The sequence below is a fragment of the Pontibacter sp. CAU 1760 genome (genome assembly GCF_054482735.1).
The window spans coordinates 299,721-318,065 of the sequence record NZ_JBTLRL010000003.1; the positions used below are offsets into that span (position 1 = coordinate 299,721).

15 protein-coding genes are annotated in these 18,345 nt (G+C 54.5%); 7 read left to right on the top strand and 8 right to left on the bottom strand.

Annotated elements, in window-relative coordinates; all coding sequences use genetic code 11:
• The first annotated feature begins 4 nt into the window (after positions 1-4).
• From ACXYMU_RS05980 to ACXYMU_RS05990, 3 genes are all read left to right on the top strand, one after another.
• A complete protein-coding gene (locus ACXYMU_RS05980) occupies positions 5-1,213 on the top strand; it encodes a glycoside hydrolase family 130 protein (RefSeq protein WP_458985450.1) in 1,209 nt (402 codons plus the stop codon).
• 11 nt (positions 1,214-1,224) lie between these two features.
• Entirely contained in the window at positions 1,225-2,448 is a 1,224-nt protein-coding gene (locus tag ACXYMU_RS05985; RefSeq protein WP_458985451.1) for an AGE family epimerase/isomerase, read from the top strand.
• A gap of 80 nt (positions 2,449-2,528) precedes the next feature.
• Entirely contained in the window at positions 2,529-3,956 is a 1,428-nt protein-coding gene (locus tag ACXYMU_RS05990; protein ID WP_458985452.1) for a sialate O-acetylesterase, read from the top strand.
• A gap of 75 nt (positions 3,957-4,031) precedes the next feature.
• On the opposite strand, the gene ACXYMU_RS05995 is transcribed toward ACXYMU_RS05990, so the two are convergent.
• Entirely contained in the window at positions 4,032-5,084 is a 1,053-nt protein-coding gene (locus tag ACXYMU_RS05995; RefSeq protein WP_458985453.1) for an SDR family oxidoreductase, read from the bottom strand.
• A gap of 139 nt (positions 5,085-5,223) precedes the next feature.
• Here ACXYMU_RS05995 and ACXYMU_RS06000 point away from each other — a divergent pair, with 139 nt between their 5' ends.
• Positions 5,224-5,703 carry a vitamin K epoxide reductase family protein gene (locus ACXYMU_RS06000; RefSeq protein ID WP_458985454.1) on the top strand — a complete coding sequence of 160 codons (480 nt, stop codon included), beginning with the start codon at positions 5,224-5,226 and terminating at the stop codon, positions 5,701-5,703.
• Positions 5,704-5,912: 209 nt separating this feature from the next.
• Here the strand turns inward: ACXYMU_RS06000 and ACXYMU_RS06005 are convergent, their stop codons facing one another.
• Positions 5,913-6,551 (bottom strand): hypothetical protein, encoded by a 639-nt coding sequence (locus ACXYMU_RS06005; protein ID WP_458985455.1) that lies wholly within the window; start codon positions 6,549-6,551, stop codon positions 5,913-5,915.
• 184 nt (positions 6,552-6,735) lie between these two features.
• Here ACXYMU_RS06005 and ACXYMU_RS06010 point away from each other — a divergent pair, with 184 nt between their 5' ends.
• From ACXYMU_RS06010 to ACXYMU_RS06020, 3 genes are all read left to right on the top strand, one after another.
• The gene (locus ACXYMU_RS06010) at positions 6,736-8,355 is read left to right on the top strand and encodes a vitamin K epoxide reductase family protein (protein ID WP_458985456.1); all 1,620 of its coding nucleotides are present in this window, start codon (positions 6,736-6,738) and stop codon (positions 8,353-8,355) included.
• Between the two features lie 33 nt (positions 8,356-8,388).
• Positions 8,389-9,690, top strand: coding sequence for an amylo-alpha-1,6-glucosidase (locus tag ACXYMU_RS06015; RefSeq protein WP_458985457.1), 1,302 nt, complete (start codon positions 8,389-8,391; stop codon positions 9,688-9,690).
• 73 nt (positions 9,691-9,763) lie between these two features.
• Complete coding sequence (locus ACXYMU_RS06020; protein WP_458985458.1) at positions 9,764-10,000, top strand: hypothetical protein; 237 nt, start codon at positions 9,764-9,766, stop codon at positions 9,998-10,000.
• Between the two features lie 35 nt (positions 10,001-10,035).
• Here ACXYMU_RS06020 and ACXYMU_RS06025 read toward each other — a convergent pair whose 3' ends face one another.
• From ACXYMU_RS06025 to ACXYMU_RS06050, 6 genes are all read right to left on the bottom strand, one after another.
• Positions 10,036-10,491, bottom strand: coding sequence for a DMT family transporter (locus ACXYMU_RS06025; protein ID WP_458985459.1), 456 nt, complete (start codon positions 10,489-10,491; stop codon positions 10,036-10,038).
• A 127-nt stretch (positions 10,492-10,618) separates the two neighbouring features.
• Positions 10,619-13,048 (bottom strand): TonB-dependent receptor, encoded by a 2,430-nt coding sequence (locus ACXYMU_RS06030; RefSeq protein WP_458985460.1) that lies wholly within the window; start codon positions 13,046-13,048, stop codon positions 10,619-10,621.
• A gap of 678 nt (positions 13,049-13,726) precedes the next feature.
• Positions 13,727-14,359 (bottom strand): DUF3347 domain-containing protein, encoded by a 633-nt coding sequence (locus tag ACXYMU_RS06035; RefSeq protein WP_458985461.1) that lies wholly within the window; start codon positions 14,357-14,359, stop codon positions 13,727-13,729.
• A gap of 97 nt (positions 14,360-14,456) precedes the next feature.
• Complete coding sequence (locus ACXYMU_RS06040; RefSeq protein ID WP_458985462.1) at positions 14,457-15,647, bottom strand: efflux RND transporter periplasmic adaptor subunit; 1,191 nt, start codon at positions 15,645-15,647, stop codon at positions 14,457-14,459.
• 69 nt (positions 15,648-15,716) lie between these two features.
• A complete protein-coding gene (locus ACXYMU_RS06045; RefSeq protein ID WP_458985463.1) occupies positions 15,717-17,021 on the bottom strand; it encodes an efflux RND transporter periplasmic adaptor subunit in 1,305 nt (434 codons plus the stop codon).
• An 87-nt stretch (positions 17,022-17,108) separates the two neighbouring features.
• The gene (locus ACXYMU_RS06050) at positions 17,109-18,341 is read right to left on the bottom strand and encodes a TolC family protein (RefSeq protein WP_458985464.1); all 1,233 of its coding nucleotides are present in this window, start codon (positions 18,339-18,341) and stop codon (positions 17,109-17,111) included.
• Positions 18,342-18,345: the final 4 nt, after the last annotated feature.

Here is an 18,345-nt window from a genome sequence, read left to right on the forward strand (position 1 = left end):
TTCCATGAAAACTGCATTTAACCAAAGACTGGAACAACTCCAACGTGCACACCAATCCCTGCTGGTCCGCCCTAATGCGCCTGAAGCACTGGGGAATGGCATTTATGAGCGTTATACATACCCGATTCTTACGGCCCAGCATACGCCGCTTGCGTGGCGCTACGACCTGAACCCGGAAACAAACCCTTACCTGATGGAGCGCATCGGCATCAATGCCGCGTTCAATGCAGGCGCCATCAAGCTGAACGGCCTTTACCTGCTGGTCGTGCGGGTAGAGGGGGCGGACCGCAAGTCGTTTTTTGCCGTGGCGGAGAGCCTCAATGGCGTAGACAACTTCCGGTTCTGGGACCGCCCGATCACGCTTCCGGAAACGGGGGAGCCGGATGTGAACGTGTATGACATGCGCCTGACGCAGCACGAAGACGGCTGGATTTACGGCCTGTTCTGTACCGAGCGCAAAGACCCTAACGCGGCACCGGGAGACGAATCGGCGGCAAACGCCCAGTGCGGTATTGCCCGCACCAAAGACCTGATAGCCTGGGAGCGGCTGCCCGACCTGAAAACCAGTTCGCCGCAACAGCGCAACGTGGTGCTGCACCCCGAGTTTGTGGAGGGCAAGTACGCGCTGTATACCCGTCCGCAGGACTCCTTTATCGAGGCGGGCACACGGGGCGGTATCGGGTTCGGGTTGGTAGACTCGATGGAAAACGCGGTAGTGCCTGAGGAGACCATCATAGACGAAAAACGCTACCACACGGTGTATGAGGTGAAAAATGGCCAAGGCCCCGCCCCACTGAAAACAGCAAAAGGCTGGCTGCACCTGGCGCATGGCGTGCGCAACACCGCAGCCGGCCTGCGCTATGTGCTGTATGTGTTCATGACCGCCCCCGACGACATCACTAGGGTGATACATAAGCCTGCGGGCTACTTTATTGCGCCGGAAGGCGAGGAGCGCGTAGGGGACGTGTCGAATGTAGTATTTGCCAACGGCTGGATACTGGATGATGACGGAACCGTGTTTATTTACTACGCCTCCTCTGATACCCGCATGCACGTCGCTACCTCCACTCTCGACAGGCTGCTGGACTATACCCAGAACACCCCAGAGGACGGCCTGCGGTCTGCAGCCTCGGTAGCGCAGATCAACAAACTGATTGACCAGAACCTGGCTTACCTGGAAACTGCCCAGGCAGCGCCGCTGGCGCAGCACTAAAAACAGCCCGCATGGAAAAAGCAGTGACAGACACGGCAAGCACCCTGGCGGCCTTTCGGCAAGAAGCCGCGGCTGAACTCGACCGGATACTGGATTTTTGGATGCAGCATGCCGTGGATGCAGCACGGGGTGGTTTTGTGGGGCAGATGGATCATGCCGGTCGCGTTAACCCGGACGCCCCCAAGGGTGGCGTGCTGAATGCCCGCATCCTTTGGGCCTTCTCGGCGGCATACCGGCACACCCAGGACCCCGAGCACCTCTGGATGGCCGAGAGAGCCTTTGACTATGTGCAACGGTATTTTCTGGACGAGGAGTTTGGCGGCACTTACTGGGCTGTGGATGCAGTGGGTAATCCGCTCAGCACCCGCAAACAAATCTATGCCCTGGCCTTTACAGTGTACGGCTTAGCTGAATACTACCGGGCAACGGGCGAGGAAAAAGCACTCGCCTCGGCTAAAGCACTCTTCTTTTGGATAGAGCGGTATAGCTTTGACCCGGAGCACGGCGGGTATTTCGAGGCGTATAGCCGGGAAGGCGAACTGCTGGAAGACCTCCGGCTGAGTGAGCGGGACCGCAACGATCCTAAGACGATGAACACGCACCTGCACATCCTGGAGGCTTATGCGAATCTATATCGGGTATGGCCGGATGCCCGTTTGGCGCAGCAATTAGAGGCTTTGCTGCAGCTATTTTTGCAGCATATCGTGGCACCCGACGGCCATCTAAAGCTTTTTTTTACGGCGGATTGGACCCCAACCGCTAACCTGGTATCGTATGGGCATGACATCGAGGCTGCGTGGCTGTTGCAGGAGGCGGCAGAGGTGCTCGGGAAACCGGCATTGTTGGCTGAGGTAAAGTCGGTTGCCTTGCAAATGGCCAGCAAGACGGCCGCCGCTTTGCTGCCCGACGGAAGTTTATACCACGAGCTAAACCGCGACGAAGCGCACTACGACAAGCACCGGGAATGGTGGGTAAGTGCCGAGGCGATGGTGGGTTTCCTGAACGCTTACCAACTCAGCCAGCAGGACGCTTTCCTGGGGTATGCCGTGAATGCCTGGAAGTTTGCCGAAATGCATTTGCTGGACAAAACGCGGGGAGAATGGATTTGGGGCGTGAACGATGACTATAGCCGCATGGGAGCCGAAGACAAAATCGGGTTTTGGAAGTGCCCCTACCACAACACCCGGGCCTGCCTCGAGGTAATTGATCGCATCGAAGGGCTGCTACCTCACTAAATATGTGTAACTTCAGGTATGGCAGGGCATTTTGAAAGCCACTCGTAACTGTCAACCAAACTTATAAACAAATCAGACGCATGAAAAGACTAGCAACGTTTCTTCCTGTCCTGGGCATGCTCCTGCTGGGTATTGCTCCGCTGGCGAAAGCCGTGACGGTTCCTTCCATCTTCGGTAGCCACATGGTGCTGCAGCAAAATGCTGAAATCACAGTCTGGGGATCTGGTAAGACTGGCGAAGAAGTCACCGTGACAGGCAGCTGGGACAATAAAGCCATCACTACAAAAGCCAGCAACCAGGCCAGGTGGCAGGTAAAGCTGAATACGCCCGCTGCCGGCGGGCCTTATACCGTGACCATCAAAGGGTATAACACCATCGTGCTGGAGGATGTGCTGATTGGGGAGGTATGGCTTTGCTCGGGGCAGTCGAACATGGAGTGGTCGGCGGCGGCAGGTATAGAACACGCGGAGGAGGAAGTGGTTAAAGCAGACCACCCGGAGATACGCTTTTTCAGCGTAGCCCACCAGACAGCCGACGGCCCGCAACTGGATGTACAGGGCGAGTGGGTAGTGAGCACGCCGGAAACGATGAAGCAGTTCAGCGCTGTGGGCTATTTCTTTGGAAGAGAGGTACAGCAGGAACTGAATGTGCCCGTGGGCTTGATCAACAGCAGTTGGGGCGGCACCCCGGGCGAGGTATGGATGAATCCGCAGACCATTGCTCAAGACCCGGTGCTAAAAGCGGCGGCCGCCAAGCAGCAGGAAGTGCCCTGGGGGCCAAGCCAGCCAGGCAAGGCCTACCATGCCATGATCGCGCCCCTGGCTCCGTTCCGCATTGCGGGGGCTTTGTGGTACCAAGGCGAGTCGAACACCGGCACACCGGAAGCTTATGAGACGTTGCTACCAACCCTGATCAAAAACTGGCGCAGCGACTGGGGGTATGAATTTCCGTTTTACTTTGTGCAGATTGCCCCTTACAAAGACTACGGCCCGCAGGCGGGTGCCATCCTTCGCGATTCCCAGCGCAAAAGCCTCCAGACACCTCAGACCGGTATGGTGGTCGTGTCCGACATCGGCAACAACGACGACATCCACCCCAGAAACAAGATAGACGTAGGCAAGCGATTGGCGAATCTGGCGCTGAACAAAACCTATGGCAAGACCGATCGCCCGGCTTCAGGCCCGTTATACCAGGCAATGCAGGTAAAAGGCAACAAAGCCATTATATCCTTCGACCATGCCGATAAAGGGCTGGAGGTAAAGGGCAAGTCACTGCAGAACTTTGAAGTTGCCGGTGCAGACAGGAAATTTGTGAAGGCGCAGGCGAAAATTGTTGGCAACAAGGTGGTTGTACAGGCAAAAGGTGTAAGGGAACCTGCTGCTGTGCGCTTTGAGTGGAGCAACACGGTTACCCCCACGCTTTTCAACAAAGCTGGTTTACCGGCCTCTTCCTTCCGCACCGATTCCTGGCCGATACACCCGGAGCAGGCAGAGGCAAAAGCTGAATAGTGCCCGGACTTATAACGCAAACAGCGCCACCCATCTGGAATGAGTGGCGCTGTTTGCGTTTGTATAGCAGTGGTTTTACTCGATGAACACCCTTTTTGGTTTCTCTTCCTGATGCAGGTACTTGCTGGCCAGGAAGCCTCCTAACACCACACCTCCAATAGCTAATGCGCTTTTCAGTACGCTGCCGCGGTGCAGGCTGAGCCATACCTGTGGGCTGGAATAAGTTGCCTTGTCATCGAAGGTGCCGTGTGCGCCATGGTCGCCGGGGATCGGCTCCCAGAGGTTGTGCTTGCGGTTCGGATCCTCGGGTTCATTCGTCTGCTGTCCTTCGATGCCGGTTTTGGCCAGCACATAATCGGCAAACCCAGGCGCTATCTTATTGCCGATGATCGCTTGCAGCGTAGGATACCCCACACGGTATTCGCGGCGGTTGTGCTCTGCGGCATACAGGATGGTTTTCGCGGCTACTTCCGGCTGATAGATCTTGCCCATGGGTTGCGGCTTGTTGGGCAGGCGCGATTTCACGAAGCTGAACTGCGTGGTGTTCATGGCGGGGAGCTGCACCATCGTTACCTGCACATTGCTCTTGTCGTGCATCAACTCGGTGCGCAGCGAGTCATAAAAGCCCTGGATGGCATGCTTGGAACCGCAGTAAGCCGACTGCAGCGGGATACCACGGTAAGCCAGCGCGGAGCCTACCAATACAATAGAGCCTCTGTCGCGGGGCAACATGCGCTTCAGTGCTGAAAGGGTGCCGTATACCTGGCCCAGGTACGTTACATCGGTTACGCGCTTATATTCTTCGGCTTTCATCTCCTTTACCGGGCTGAAAACGCTGTTCATGGCGTTGTTCACCCATACATCAATCTCGCCCAGCTGCTCCTCGGTTTTGGCAGCGGCATTTTCAACGGCATCGGCGTCAGCCACGTCCACTTCAAAATACACTGCTTTTCGGCCCAGGGCCTCTACTTCCTTTTTCGCACCTTTCAGGCCATCCACCCCGCGGGCCAGCAGGGCAACGTCGTAGCCGTTGCTGGCAAACTCGCGGGCAATAGAGCGGCCCAGGCCGGCAGAGGCGCCCGTTATCACGGCCACACCTTTGCGGCCTTTGTTCTCATAGTTATCCATAGTTCTTAAGCAGATTTGTCGTTTGTTTTTCTCTTGCTGATGGTACGCCTGCCCAGCGCACTTAGTTGTAAGCGGGCCGTATGATACCCAGGAACCCATACCCCAGGCACGCGTAAACCCTTGCAAAACCTAACAAGCTATGAAAACAGAAAAATCATTGATAGACGACCTCCGCAAGCAGTCCTCAGAAGCACACTCCTTTCGCCGCCAGATTGCGGCCACCTCGGCCATAGGGCTGGTAGATTTCAGCCTGATCTCCCTGTTTCAGTTGGGGGCTATCAGGCACCTGCCGGATGTGCCGGGCAGAATATTTGACACCGAGCAGGTGAACAGCTCTAAAAACGCTGAACTCATGGGTATGCCCGACGGCGTCATCAGCCTGGGGAGCTATGCAGCCACTATGTTCCTGGCCACGGCCGCCAACCGGTTTAACAGGCAGTCGCGGGTACTGGACGTGGCTATGGGCGCCGTGTTGATCGGCCAGGCAGCCGGAGCGGCACAGTACCTCTACAAGATGGCGTTCGTGGAGAAGAAAGTCTGCGTGTACTGTGTAGCAGGTGCGGTTCTGAATTTTGCCTCCCTCAGCCCGCTGTACAAACTGTTCAAGCGCCGCGGGTAAAAGATATCAGCAGAAGGTGTTTTGACGTTACCTCATCCTTGCCAATCTATACCCTTTGGCTGCTGATTACTGCCTCTTACTGACAGGGCACAATCACAGACAGGCATGAAGGAAGGTGTAAGGAAGTGCACAAGAAAAGAGCCGGAACGATTAGCTAATTGGCAATCGTTCCGGCTCCTTATATGCTTTGCAGCGGTGGCTGTATGGGTCTACGCTGCGGTTTCCTCGGCTTCCTCCAGGTGCACGAGGTAACGGGTCAGTTTGTCCCATTGCAGTTCCTGCACCCCGGCCCAGCCGCCCTCGGCCACCAGCGTGTTCATCAGGGCGCGGTCACCAGCCTCTTCGCCCTGGTTATTAATGCCCTCATTCTTGCCGATCTCATACCCATACAGGGTGTTACCCTCGCGCACTACCCGAAACGTACTGCTGGCCTCTTTAATAAAAAAGTGCTCGATCACGGTATCGTCGTGGCTAAGCTCGGTGGGCTTCTCGCTGGGGTGCACCACAAATTCAGCAAAGTCCTCCTCATCCCGCACAGCGGTTACCTTCACCCAGTTTTCCAGGCGAGAGGCAGGCAGGATGATCTCGATATAATAGCCCACCTTGGGGCGCGTGGCCGTGGTGCGCCGGCCCCGGTTGTCGAAAAGGTGAAACTCGGAATTGAACCCCACCATTTTAGACCACATGTTCACATCAAAGAGCTTCTGCTTTGCCCGTTCAAACGCTTTTTTAGCCGTGGCCTCATCGGCGAACTGGTTGCTGTTGCTGTAAAGCTTATCCTTTGTTTCCTCACCCTGCATCACCTTAACCTCTTTCTTGAGGCTGTCAAACATATCCTTTATTCCCATAGCATTCTGCTTCCTCCGTAAGCTTTTGTTAACACTTTTTTGTACGTAAATCCAGAGAGAATACGGCTGCAGATGGCATAAGTTGGTCTGTATGGGGAGTATAGACGCGAAATATCCTTGCAAGCTCTGTCAGCGTATGCCCAAAAAACGTGTTATAAGATTGTAAATTTCCGAACCTGATACCATGGAGCAAAACGAACAGCAGGACAAAGGCAAAAAAGGGGAGATGGGCATGCGGGGTGTTACGCGCCCGATGGCAGAGAAGGAGGTGCGGCAGCATCAGGAGAAAATGCAGCAAGGCGACCAAAAAAAGGAGAAAGGAAACCACCACAGCGCGCACAAGCGGGGCGACTACCAGCACGGCGACACACAGAAAACCAAAAGCGAGCACCACATGAACATGACCTCCGAGATGCGTGAGCAGATGCTGAAGATGCACCACATGCAAACGCTCTGGGTGTATTGGATGATTATTATACTAGGCGCTTGGGTGCTGCTCTCCCCTTTTACCTTCGATTACAGCATCGGCACGGTAGAGCCCTCAGGCGGGCGCAGCGTGTGGCTGTCGCTCGACCAGCGGATTGCCGTGATGAAATGGAGCGATATCATTAGTGGCGCGCTGTTGATTGTTTTTGGCTGGCGCGGCCTCACGCCCAACCGACCGGTCAGCCTGTGGATTTGCTGTTTTATAGGCATCTGGCTGACCATGGCCCCGCTGCTTTTCTGGGCACCCACGGCCGTCGCTTACCTCAACGATACTATGGTGGGGGCCTTGATTATTGCCTTAACCATTTTGATACCGGGTATGCCCAACATGATCCTATACATGAAAATGGGCCCTGATACCCCTCCGGGCTGGAGCTATAACCCCTCTAGCTGGCCGCAGCGCTGGATTATGATGGTGCTGGGTTTTCTGGGTTGGGTGGTGTCGCGGTACCTGGCGGCTTTCCAGCTAGGGTATATCGATTCGATGTGGGACCCGTTTTTTGGAATTTCCAGTGAGCAGGTCCTGAACTCCAGCATGTCGCACTCCATGCCCATCTCAGATGCAGGCCTTGGCGCAATCGCCTATACATTCGAGTTTCTGATGGGCTGGATGGGGGCACCTTCGCGCTGGCGTACCATGCCCTGGATGGTGGCCATCTTCGGCATCCTGGTGATTCCGCTGGGGCTGGTGCATATATTTTTAGTTATCAGTCAGCCTATTATCGTGGGGGCCTGGTGCACGTTCTGCCTGTTGGCGGCTATCATCATGCTCCCGATGATCCCGCTGGAAGTGGACGAAGTAGTGGCCATGGTGCAGTTCATGAAAAAGAAGATGCAGCAGGGCGAAGGTTTCTGGAAAATCTTCTGGAAGGGCGGCACAATTGAGAGCGATGCCAAAGACGAGGCCCCTGACGTGATGGCCCTGCCCGATAAACCCATGGCAGTGTATAAGTCCTCTATCTGGGGTATGAGCTTTCCCTGGACGCTTTCGGTGGCCACGCTGCTCGGGGTGGCTTTGGTGGCAGCACCGGCAGTTTTCGGCGTAGGTATTCAGGAAACCGTGGCCGATGTCTTTCACCTGAGCGGCTCGCTGATCGTGGTGGTGTCGGTGGTATGTATGGGAGAGCCCCTGCGGGCCGGCCGTTACCTGAACATCCTGCTTGGGCTGGTGGTGGCAGCGGCTCCCTGGTTTCTGGGGGGCAGCCCTACTGGCCTCAGCTTAGCAGGCGTGGTGCTGGGCCTGGCCGTGGCAGCATTGGCGCTGCCTTTGGGTCCGGTTACCCAACGCTATGCGGGCTGGAACGCCTACATCAAATAAGTCATTCATTTCAGCAGCTCAAAGCACACCACAGTGGAGGTATTATCCGACGAGGAAATAGAAAAGCAGGTACGGGATATCCTGTACCAGAACATGATCGAGGGCCGGAACGGAGGGTATACCTTTCACTATACCAAGCCATCGCCGGGCACATACCCGTTCCAGTACTTCTGGGATACCTGCTTCCATGTGTTTACCCTCACAAGCCTGAGGGAGTATGACATGGCCAAGAAGCATATCCGCAGTTTATTTAAGCTGCAGGAGCCAGATGGCTTTGTCGGGCACATCCTGTACTGGAAGCGCACGTTCCCGGCACGGGCTACGGATATTTTCCAGCTGAAACCTGCCGTGCTGCTCCGGTTGGGCGAACCCCACATGTCGGCGCTGGTGCAGCCGCCGCTGGTGGCGCAGGCAGTGCAGCGCATCTACCAGCACACCCACGACAAGGGCTTTGTGCAGGAGATGCTGCCGCCGCTAAAAAGTTACTACAAGTGGCTGATGCGCAACCGCGACTTTGAGCAGGAGGGTTTGCTTACCATTATCACACCCTATGAGTCGGGTATGGATTGGAAAGCGAGTTTTGACACAGTGTTGGGCTATCAGAAACAGAAGGCGGGCCCCTGGCTTTTCCTGAAGGTGCTGTGGCTGGAGATGGGTAATTTCAGGAGGAGGTATAACCTGCCTAAGATTTATAAGGCCGATAACTTTATTGTGAAAGATGCGGCTTTTAACACGCTGTATGTCCTGAACCTGCTGGCCCTGGCCGACCTGTGCGCGGAAGTGGGAGACAGCGAGGAACAGCTTTTCCGGGAAAAAGCCCAGCAGTGCAGCGACAGCATTTTGCGCTATATGTACAATGCCGACGACCAAGCCTTTTACGATCTCGTCGGTCATGGACTGAAGCAATTGAAGACGGCCACTGCCACCATCTTCTTCCCGGTTGCGCTACCCACAGTGCCCAAAGACATTTGCAAGGCTGTTTTAGAGCGTCACTTGTTTCAGGGGGATGGCTTTGATGTGCCCTACCCTGTTCCGTCCCTATCCACAAACGAGCCTGCTTTTAATCCAGACGAGTCGGTATACATATGGCGTGGCCCGACCTGGGTGGTCTTTAATTGGTTTCTGCACCAGTTTCTGCTCCGGAAGGGGTATGGCCAGGAGGCCGGCAAGCTGCTGCAGAGCGTGAAGAAGCTGATCTCTAATGGGGGCTTCAGGGAGTACTATGATCCGTTTACCGGCAAAGGGCACGGGGCGAAAGCGTTCACCTGGTCTGGCCTGGTGCTGGACATGATTCAGGCGCAGGACCGTTACCAGGAGCAGCAGAACCTTGAGTAGGATTTTTTAACTTAAACCATATCAGCTCGTTAGTAAAAAAGCAAATAGGATTTAATCAAAAAACAGTAAAACTATGGACTCAGCCGGAGAATTTTTCTTAGGGTTTGGCATCATCGGGATTGTGCTCGCACTCATAGGATTTGTGCTTTACCTCTGGAGCATTGTATGGTCGTACAAAGACGCTGAACGCCGTCGCCGTCCGGGCTGGCTTGTAGCCTTAGTCGTGGCATTTCTGGCCTGGCCGGTGGGCTTGATTGGCTGGCTGCTTATCCGCCCGAAAGACGAAGTGAACTACCGTCGCGATTACTAGCAAGGCTTAGCTTTGCCTAACCCAAAGCCAGGGGTCTACTTGCGGTTGATCAGGTATGCCCCTAAAATCAAGCTGGCTACGCCTACTAATCGTGTGAGCGTGATCGGGCTCTGCCGCACGCCCAACAGGCCAAAATGATCATAGATAAGCGCCATCACAAACTGGCCTGCCACCACCAGGGCAAAGATGTTGGCCACACTCAGGCGCTGCACCGAAAGGATGATTATGGTGATAAATATTGCACCGAGCATGCCACCCATAAATTTATAAAGCTCAATTTCTGACAGTTGCCTCAGGGACGGAAGTTCCTGTTTGGTTACGAGCACCAAAGTTCCCAGCAAAACAGTGCCGACGCAGAAAGAGATAAAAGCGGCCACCAAAGGGCTGTGTACCGCGGTGCGCAGTTGTCCGTTAATGGCTGTTTGGGTGGTAACGGCTATACCGGCCACAAAGGGGAGCAGAATAAACCAGTTCAGAGGGATTGTAGGCATCGTTGATAAGCTTAGAAACCTAAAGATAGCAAATTATGCCGGGTCAGTTTTCTGGCTACTTACATATCAAGCAAAAGAGCCACAGCTTATGCCGTGGCTCTTTTGCGTACAATACTTTTTCTGTTGCTTAATTCCCGCCGGTTCGGTTCAGTTCCTCCAGATTGGTGTTGCGTTTCTTTGACTCAAACTTTGCGCCTTTACTAAAGCGGTAGTTTAGGTTCAGGCGCACATCCTGCTGGCCCTGGTACTGGGTGATGGTGTTCTTGTTTCCGTTCATCTCGGAGTCTACCACCATCCAGCGGCTTTTAAAGATGTCGCTCACGTTCAGGGAAACACTCAGCTTATCATCCAGGAAACTGCGCTTGATGCCTGCATCTAACCACGCCTGAGGCGAGATGTTGTAAAGCCCGAAGACCATGGCACTCTGGTAGTTTGCGCTTGCCTCCATCCGGAAGCCGTGCGGCAGCAGCAGGGTATGGTTGGTATTGGCAATCACCGAAAACTGGTCTTTTACTACAGCTTCTCCCTGCGCCATGGTGGTGTACTGTTGGTACATACCTGTCAGGTTGTTGCTGATCTCCCACTTGTCCGAAACTTTGATGGGGGCTACCAGAGTGGCGTTGGCGCTTTTCAGATCCCGGATATTGCGCTGCTGGAACACAGTTACGTTGGTTTCAGCATTTTGCTCAGGCACCTCCCCAATAAAATCCTTCGTCAGGGCATAACCCAGCACCAGGTTGTAGCGCTGCTGGTAGGTATGGGTCATTTCAAACGAGTTGATATACTGCGGGCGTAATTTTGGGTTGCCTTGTATATAGCTATAAGGGTCGACGTAAAAGATGAACGGGTTCAGGTTCTCGTAGTAAGGGCGACTGATGCGGCGGCTGTATTTATACCCTACCTGGTAGTTCTCATTCACCTTCTGCTGCACAAACAGGGTCGGGAAAAAATTCAGGTAGCTTCGGTCGTTTTTCTCCCGCTTCGTCAGGGAGTTACCGCTGGAGTTGGTTTGCTCGGCACGCAAGCCGGCTTGCAGGCTCCAGGCATCGCTGAGGGTGGCAGACAAGCTGGCATAGGCCGCATAGATGTTCTCCTTATAAATAAAGTGGTTGCTGCGCTTGCTGTCCTGGGTTTCCTGCTCATCATTCATCTCAAAAAAGCGCAGCTCGTTGTCAGAGGTCACATGGCTGGCTTTGGCGCCCAGTTCCAGCTTGGCTGCTTTGCTGAGTTGCTTGGTGAAGTCTACTTTGGCGGCGTAAATGTTATAGCGGGCAGGGTTTTCGTTGCGGAGCAGCTGCATCGAGTCGGGGGTTGCGTTAAGGGCTGGCGCAAAGGTGTTCAGGAACGAGGCCTTTTCCGTATTGTCGATCCGCACGTAGTCCAGGTCGGCAGAGAGCTGGGTGCCCACGGTATCCAGCTTGCCCATGTAGTGCACGTTAAAGGTGTTGTTGGCGTAGTTGCCCTTGCTGGTGTTGGTGGCGTCGATGTAGCGGTTCTGTTCGGTGCGGAGGACAGACGCGGTGTTAAAAGCCATTTCGTTCTCGCTCAGGTATAAGTTGGCAAAGCCGCCAACACTGTGGTTTTCGTTCAGGTCATAATCCGTGCCCAGGCGCAGCGACGGTTCCAGGCGCTCCATCTGCTGATACCCCTTCTGAGTGAATTTCGCAAGGCTACCTTCTGTGCCCAAGAACACCCGGTCCATCTCCATGTCGCGGTAGCGCATGCGGTCGTTCAGGTTCACGCTTCCAAACGAGCTCCAGTTCCCTTTTTTGTGGCTGATCTCCGCACCAGAGGTAAATGTGCTCAGGCTGTTATACTGGTATCCGCCATACACGCTTCCGTGCATCCCGGTTTCCTTGCCTTTTTTCAGGTTGATGTTGATGATGCCCGAGGCGCCCTCCGCATCGTAGCGGGAGGAGGGGTTCGTGATGATCTCCAGGTCCTTCAGGTTCTCGGCAGCCATGCCCTGCAGCAGACTCTGAAGCTCTTTGCCCGACAGGTAAGATTGGCGACCGTTCAGCATCACCTGCACACCGCCCTTGCCGTTCAGTTGAATGTTGCCATCCTGGTCTACCCATACCCCCGGCGATTTGGCCAGCACATCAAAAGCTGTGTTTCCGGCAGCCATAGCCGTGTTCTCCACGCTCACCACCATTTTGTCGGGGTGTGTGGTAACAGTGGGGCGCAAGGCCTGTACCTGCACTTCGCGCAGGGTTTGCACATCCGGTTTTAGCTGAAGCTTGCCGAAGTCCTTGCTGGCGTTGGCCCGGGCTATGTCAAAGGAAGGGGACAAGTACTCGAGGTAGCCCAGGCCATTTACTTTCAGCCTATACTGCCCGGCAACTGGCGTTTTGATCTGGAACAGGCCGTCCATGTCGGCAATTGCTCCGGTTACTACCTTGCCGCTGGCAGTTTCGATTACCGCCACATTAGCAAAGCCCACGGCCTGGCCATTCTCTTCCACAATGCTTCCGCGCAGCAACCCGTCTGTTTGGGCAGCTACTAGGTTGGGTAAGCTGACCAGCAGCCAGGCGAGAATCAGGTATACTTTTTTCATAGTTGTATTTTATTGCGTGTAATAGGTTGATTATCTGGTGTAAAATTAATCTATAGTACTTGGTAATGCAAGGTACTGTTTGTTTCTATTCCCTTGTTTTCGACGAACTCCCTGAAATTATCTTTGAAATCTCGCTCCTGACAGACAGTCAGGAAATCTTCATTTTATCCGGGCGTGGGGTAACAGTGGGGCGCAAGGCCTGTACTTCCACCTTTCTTTGCAGGCTTAAGCGTCGGTTATACTCGAATAACTGTCTTGTTCTTCGGGTGTCAGTATTGCTATAAACTGTTCTGCTATAAATCGCTTCCATTACTTTAATGCTTAAGGTCTTTAACTTTTTACATCAGGATGACGGGGAGTGCAGGTAAAAGACGCAGGCCAGAAGAAATATTTGTTTGCTCCACCCTGGTTCAGACAAACTCCCTGGCATTGTCTTCGAAGTGTCGCTCCTGAAGAAGAGTTAGTAAGCGCGGGCAGGCGGGCTGTTTTTACCTATCCGACAAAAAGATGCCGCGTAATTGTGCAGGGTTGCATGGGCCTTAGAAAAAAAGTTGAGTACTGTTTTACAGCTTTGGTAATCAGTATTGTACCAAAAGCCTGTGAGTGGTTAGCGCACAAAAAAAGGCGGTATAGCCTGAGCCATACCGCCTTTTGAGAAGCGAGGTTTGTGCAAACGGGTTATTTTTTGAAAACCTCCTCGGTGCTGCCGCAAGTCATCATCTTCGCCCCGAAATATGGGTTTTTGATGTCCTTGTCGGAGCTTAGCCAGTAGCCACCTTTGTTGTTGTTGGCCATTGGGCAGTGCTGGTAGTACAACTCACTGTCTGCAGCGCCATAGGCTTTAGCCATCGAAAATACTGCCTCTGAGAGTAACTCCAGGCTTTCGCGCTGTCCTTCAATGGCGCTCGCCCCAGCAATTTTCGCGGCGCTGCTCACCACTTCTGCGGTATGCTCCTCGGCAAAAGCCTTTTCGTCGGTCGTGAGCGTGGCGATAGGCATTGCCTTTGCCACCCGTAGTACTTCGTTGGCTGCGGCTTTTGCCTCCTCGGCATTCGAGCTAACCAATGCGTTCTTCAGCTTCATGTATTCGCCCACCAGTTCTTCCACTTGGGTCCGGAAAGGTGCAGCCACCGACTCAAAACGCGGTGTTTCTACAACCACTGCGGAGGTCATCTGGGCATGGTCCATCCCTTCGTGCTCCATCCCTTCGTGGTGCTCCGTGCTGGCTTCTGTGTGCTCGGTTGTGCTCTCAGAACAAGAGGTAAAGGTAAATGCTGCGATAACTGCTGCTGCTAATAGGGTCTTTTTCATGTTTAGAATGTTGAGTGATAAAATTAATTGATTTAGGTTAAATGTATGCTTTCTGCGCCAGAGCTAAAGTCCAGCTCCGGCACTCTTGATTTCTGGATTAATGGTTATGGCCAGCCATCGGGTTGGCTCCTTTCTTCAGCACAAACTCGCTATAGAGCAGGTAAGCACCGGAGGTAACTACTTTTTCGTTTTCCTGCAGCCCGCTCAGGATAGCGACCTGCTCTGTGCCTTCTTCGCCCAGCGTTACCATGCGTGCCTGGAAGGTTTCCTTCCCTGTCTGCACCCATACATGGCTGCCGCTCTCATCCCGGATCACCGCATCCGTGGGCAGCACCAGGTCATTGCCGTTTTTTCCTGGCAGCGTCACACTGGCTTGCATACCCGGCAGGTATTGGCCATCAGGATTTGGCAGCTCCGCCCGAAGCGTGGCTACCTGGCTGCCCTGCCGGTATTCGGGGCTGATAAAGGTAACCTTGGCCGGCACCGCCTGCGCATGCCCCTGCACCGAAACCAGCACCTGGTCACCGGCATGCACCGTGGCGACCTCCTGGGGGTATAGCTCGGCCTCTACCCAAATCTTCCCCAGTTTGCCCAAACGGTACAACACAGAGCCCTCACTGACATACTGCCCCTCTGCAGCGGCAATGTCCGTAATCACCCCCGAAGAAGGCGCAACCAAAGTCACGCGGGCATCTACGGCTCCACTTCTGGCCAGGCTTTTCACCTGGCTTTGGGTAAGGCCAAAAAGTAGCAGTTTTTGCTTCGCGGCTTCTAAAAAGGATGCAAATCGCGGATTTTCCCGGCCAAGCGCCTGTTGCTGCTTCAAAGCCAGCAGGTACTCCCGCTGCAGGGTCAGGAGTTCCTCGGAGTAAAGCTCGTACAGCGGTTGCCCTTTCTGCACCGACTGCCCGGTTTCCTTGATGTATAAACGCTCCACACGGCCCGTGGCCCGGCTGCTGATGACATCAGTCTGTGTTTCATCCAGCACGAGCTTGCCAGTCAGAAGGATATTGCTGCCCACATCCCCTAATTTTACGCGCTTCGTCTGGATATTGCCCAGCGCCATCTGGCTTTGGCTCAGCATCAGCTCTCCGGTATCTTTGCCGCTCTGCGACACCGGTACCAGATCCATGTGGCATACCGGGCAAAGGCCGGGCTCATTCTGGACTACCTGTGGGTGCATGGGGCAGGTATAGGTCGTGCCTTCCGCGTGCTCATGTTCCTGCTCCGAGCAGGCACTGAATGCCACGAGCAGTAAGAGAAATAGTATGTTCAGGTATCGTTTCATGTTTTTCTAATTTTGATTGAGTGATTGAGTGAATGTGCGAATAGAAATAGAAATCACTCACTCGCTCATTCACTCATTTATTTTTACAAAGCTCTCGCTGTCTATCATAAACTGGGCGTTGGCGGCAATACGGGTGTCTGGGGTCAGGCCCTCCAATACCTGCACTTGCTTGCCGCTGGTGTTGCCGATTGTAACGGCCGTAGGCTTGAACACGCCATTCGCGTATTGAAACACGACTGAACGGGTGCCTGCATCCAGTACCGCCTCGCGGGGCACCCAGAGGGCCGCAGCAGCGGTATAGGTGGCTATGCCCGAAACCAACTGCCCCACGCGGGCAATTTTCTGCTGGCCAGGCAGGTATGCCCTGATCTTTGCAAAGTTCTCGCCAGCTTCGTAGAAGGGCTGCAGAAAATCTACCTGCGCCTCCAGTTGCTCGCCCGGCAGTTGTGGGAAGGAGATCTGCACGGGTGTTCCCTTAGCGATAGCGGTTACCTGGCCTGCGGGTATATTAAACTCTGCCCACAGCTGGTTCGGGTTCACGACACGCAGCAGCGGCTGGCCGGTGGAAATATACATGCCCTCGCGCAGTTGCAACTCGCTACCCGGTGCCGGTGTGGCCGTTGTCGGGTTTGCCGTACCGGAGTTTGCCGTGCTGCCCATACCACTCATACCGCCCGCATTGGCGGCTGTAACAGAAGTGGTGCTCGGAATAGCCGAGGGGGGCGTAGTGTTCAGCCCGACCACATACCCATCGTAAGGGCTGTGAATGGCAAAGGTATAACTGGCCTCTCCTGACCGAATAATGCGCTTCAGCTGGTCGTCTGTTGCTCCGAGCAGGCGTAGTTTCTGCTTGGCCGCCTCCATGAGCATTTGGTCCTCCGGGGCCGACTTAACCAGGTATAGCAGCTCCTTCTGAGCCGTTACCAGTTCCGGGCTGTATACCTCCAGTAGTTTCTGGCCTTTGGCGATGGGCTGGTAGTTGTACTTTACAAACAGCTTCTCAATGCGTCCGCCCACCCGCGCCGGGATGGCGTAAATGCGGCGCTCGTCGTAGGTAATCAGGCCTTCCATTTCCACAGAGTCAGGCACGGCTTTCATTTCCGGGGTAATGGTCCTGACATCGGAAATGACGGTTTCGTTGGTAGGCTGCAGGAGGTAAGCCAACTCGTCGGTCACCTCCGTTTCGGTATCCGCTACTGATTGCGGCACCAGGTCCATCCCGCAAACCGGGCAGGAGCCAGGCTCGTTCCGGATCACCTCCGGATGCATGGGGCACGTATACGTGATGCCTTCCGGGTGCTCATGCTCCTGCTCCGAGCAGGCGCCGAAAACCACCAGTACTAGCAAAAAGAGTATGCTCAGGTATCGTTTCATATTTTTCTAATTTTGATTGAGTGGTTGAGTGAATGTGTGAATTAGAAATTAAGAATCACTCATGCACTCATTCGCTCAATCACTTATTTATTTCTCCAACTCCTTCTCGTAGGTCACGGCCAATTGGTACAGGGCCTGCAGGTTATTCAAGTACTCTAATTGGGCCATGTTCAGGGCTTCCCAGGCATCAATCACCTCGGGCAGTTGAGCGCTGTTTTGCTCATAGGCCAGCATTGTCACGTCGTAATTCTTTTTAAGCGCGGGCAGGATCTTGGTGCGGTAATTTTCTACCTGCTCACGCTTGGTGTTCAGCTCCAGGGCCATGGTCCGCACCATTCCCTGTGCCTCATTCAGGATGCCTTCGCGTTCCCGTTGCATGGCCTCAATCTCCAGGTTCATGGCCTTGGTATTGGCCTTGTACATCTTGCTCGACCAAGGCGCAATCGGGATCGTGACCATTCCCATGGCCGTGAACATGCCTGGCATCATGCTGTTGCGCGGGGTCATGTGGTCGAAGCGAACGCTGAAGTCGGGTTTGCGCTCCAGCTTTTCCTGCTCCACGCCCAGGCGCATGCTTTCAATGGTGGTGTCAAGTTGCCGAATGTCGCTGCGGGTGCTGTTAAGGTATGCTGTGTCGGCGGCCAAGGCCACGGGGCCCGGAATACTGAGCAGGGTATCCACTTCCAGGGTGCGCTCTTTCGCTGCATTCATGAGGGTGTTCAGGGTCACAGTCTGCTGCAAAAGTTCGTTCCGGGTCATCAGTTGCATGTTCTCCACTTCGTGCAACCGTGCCTCGGCTTTGTAAATGCTGCCTAGTTTGCCCTGGCTGTAAGGGTAGCGGATGCGGGCCAGCTTCAGCATGTAGGCCATGATTCGCTCGCTATCCTCCAGCGCGTCCATTTTTTTAGTCAGCACTACAGCGTTATAGTACGCCGATTTTGCCTGCGCCCGAAGGTCATTGTACAGCACTTCTCCCTTCGCCTGCTCAATCGCGGCCTTCGAGTCGAAAACTGCTTGCCTGGCGCGCTGCTTGGCCGGGTTTGGGATGGCCTGCTCCGCCGAGAGCATATAAGAGCCCTCGCGCTCATCGCGTTCCACATCCTGGCGGGAATAGGGAGTCATGAACATACCTCCGCCTACCATCGGGGCCATCCAGCTCGTAGCCCCTTCGGCGTAAGCGTCCTGTGCTTTGGCGCGCAGGTCATACTGCTGCAGCATGGGATTGTTTTTCCGGATCGCCTGCAGCACACTGTCCAGGGGCACAGGCTTTTGCTGCGCGTGCACCGCTATACTGCTCCACACAACAAAGAGCAGTGACATAGCT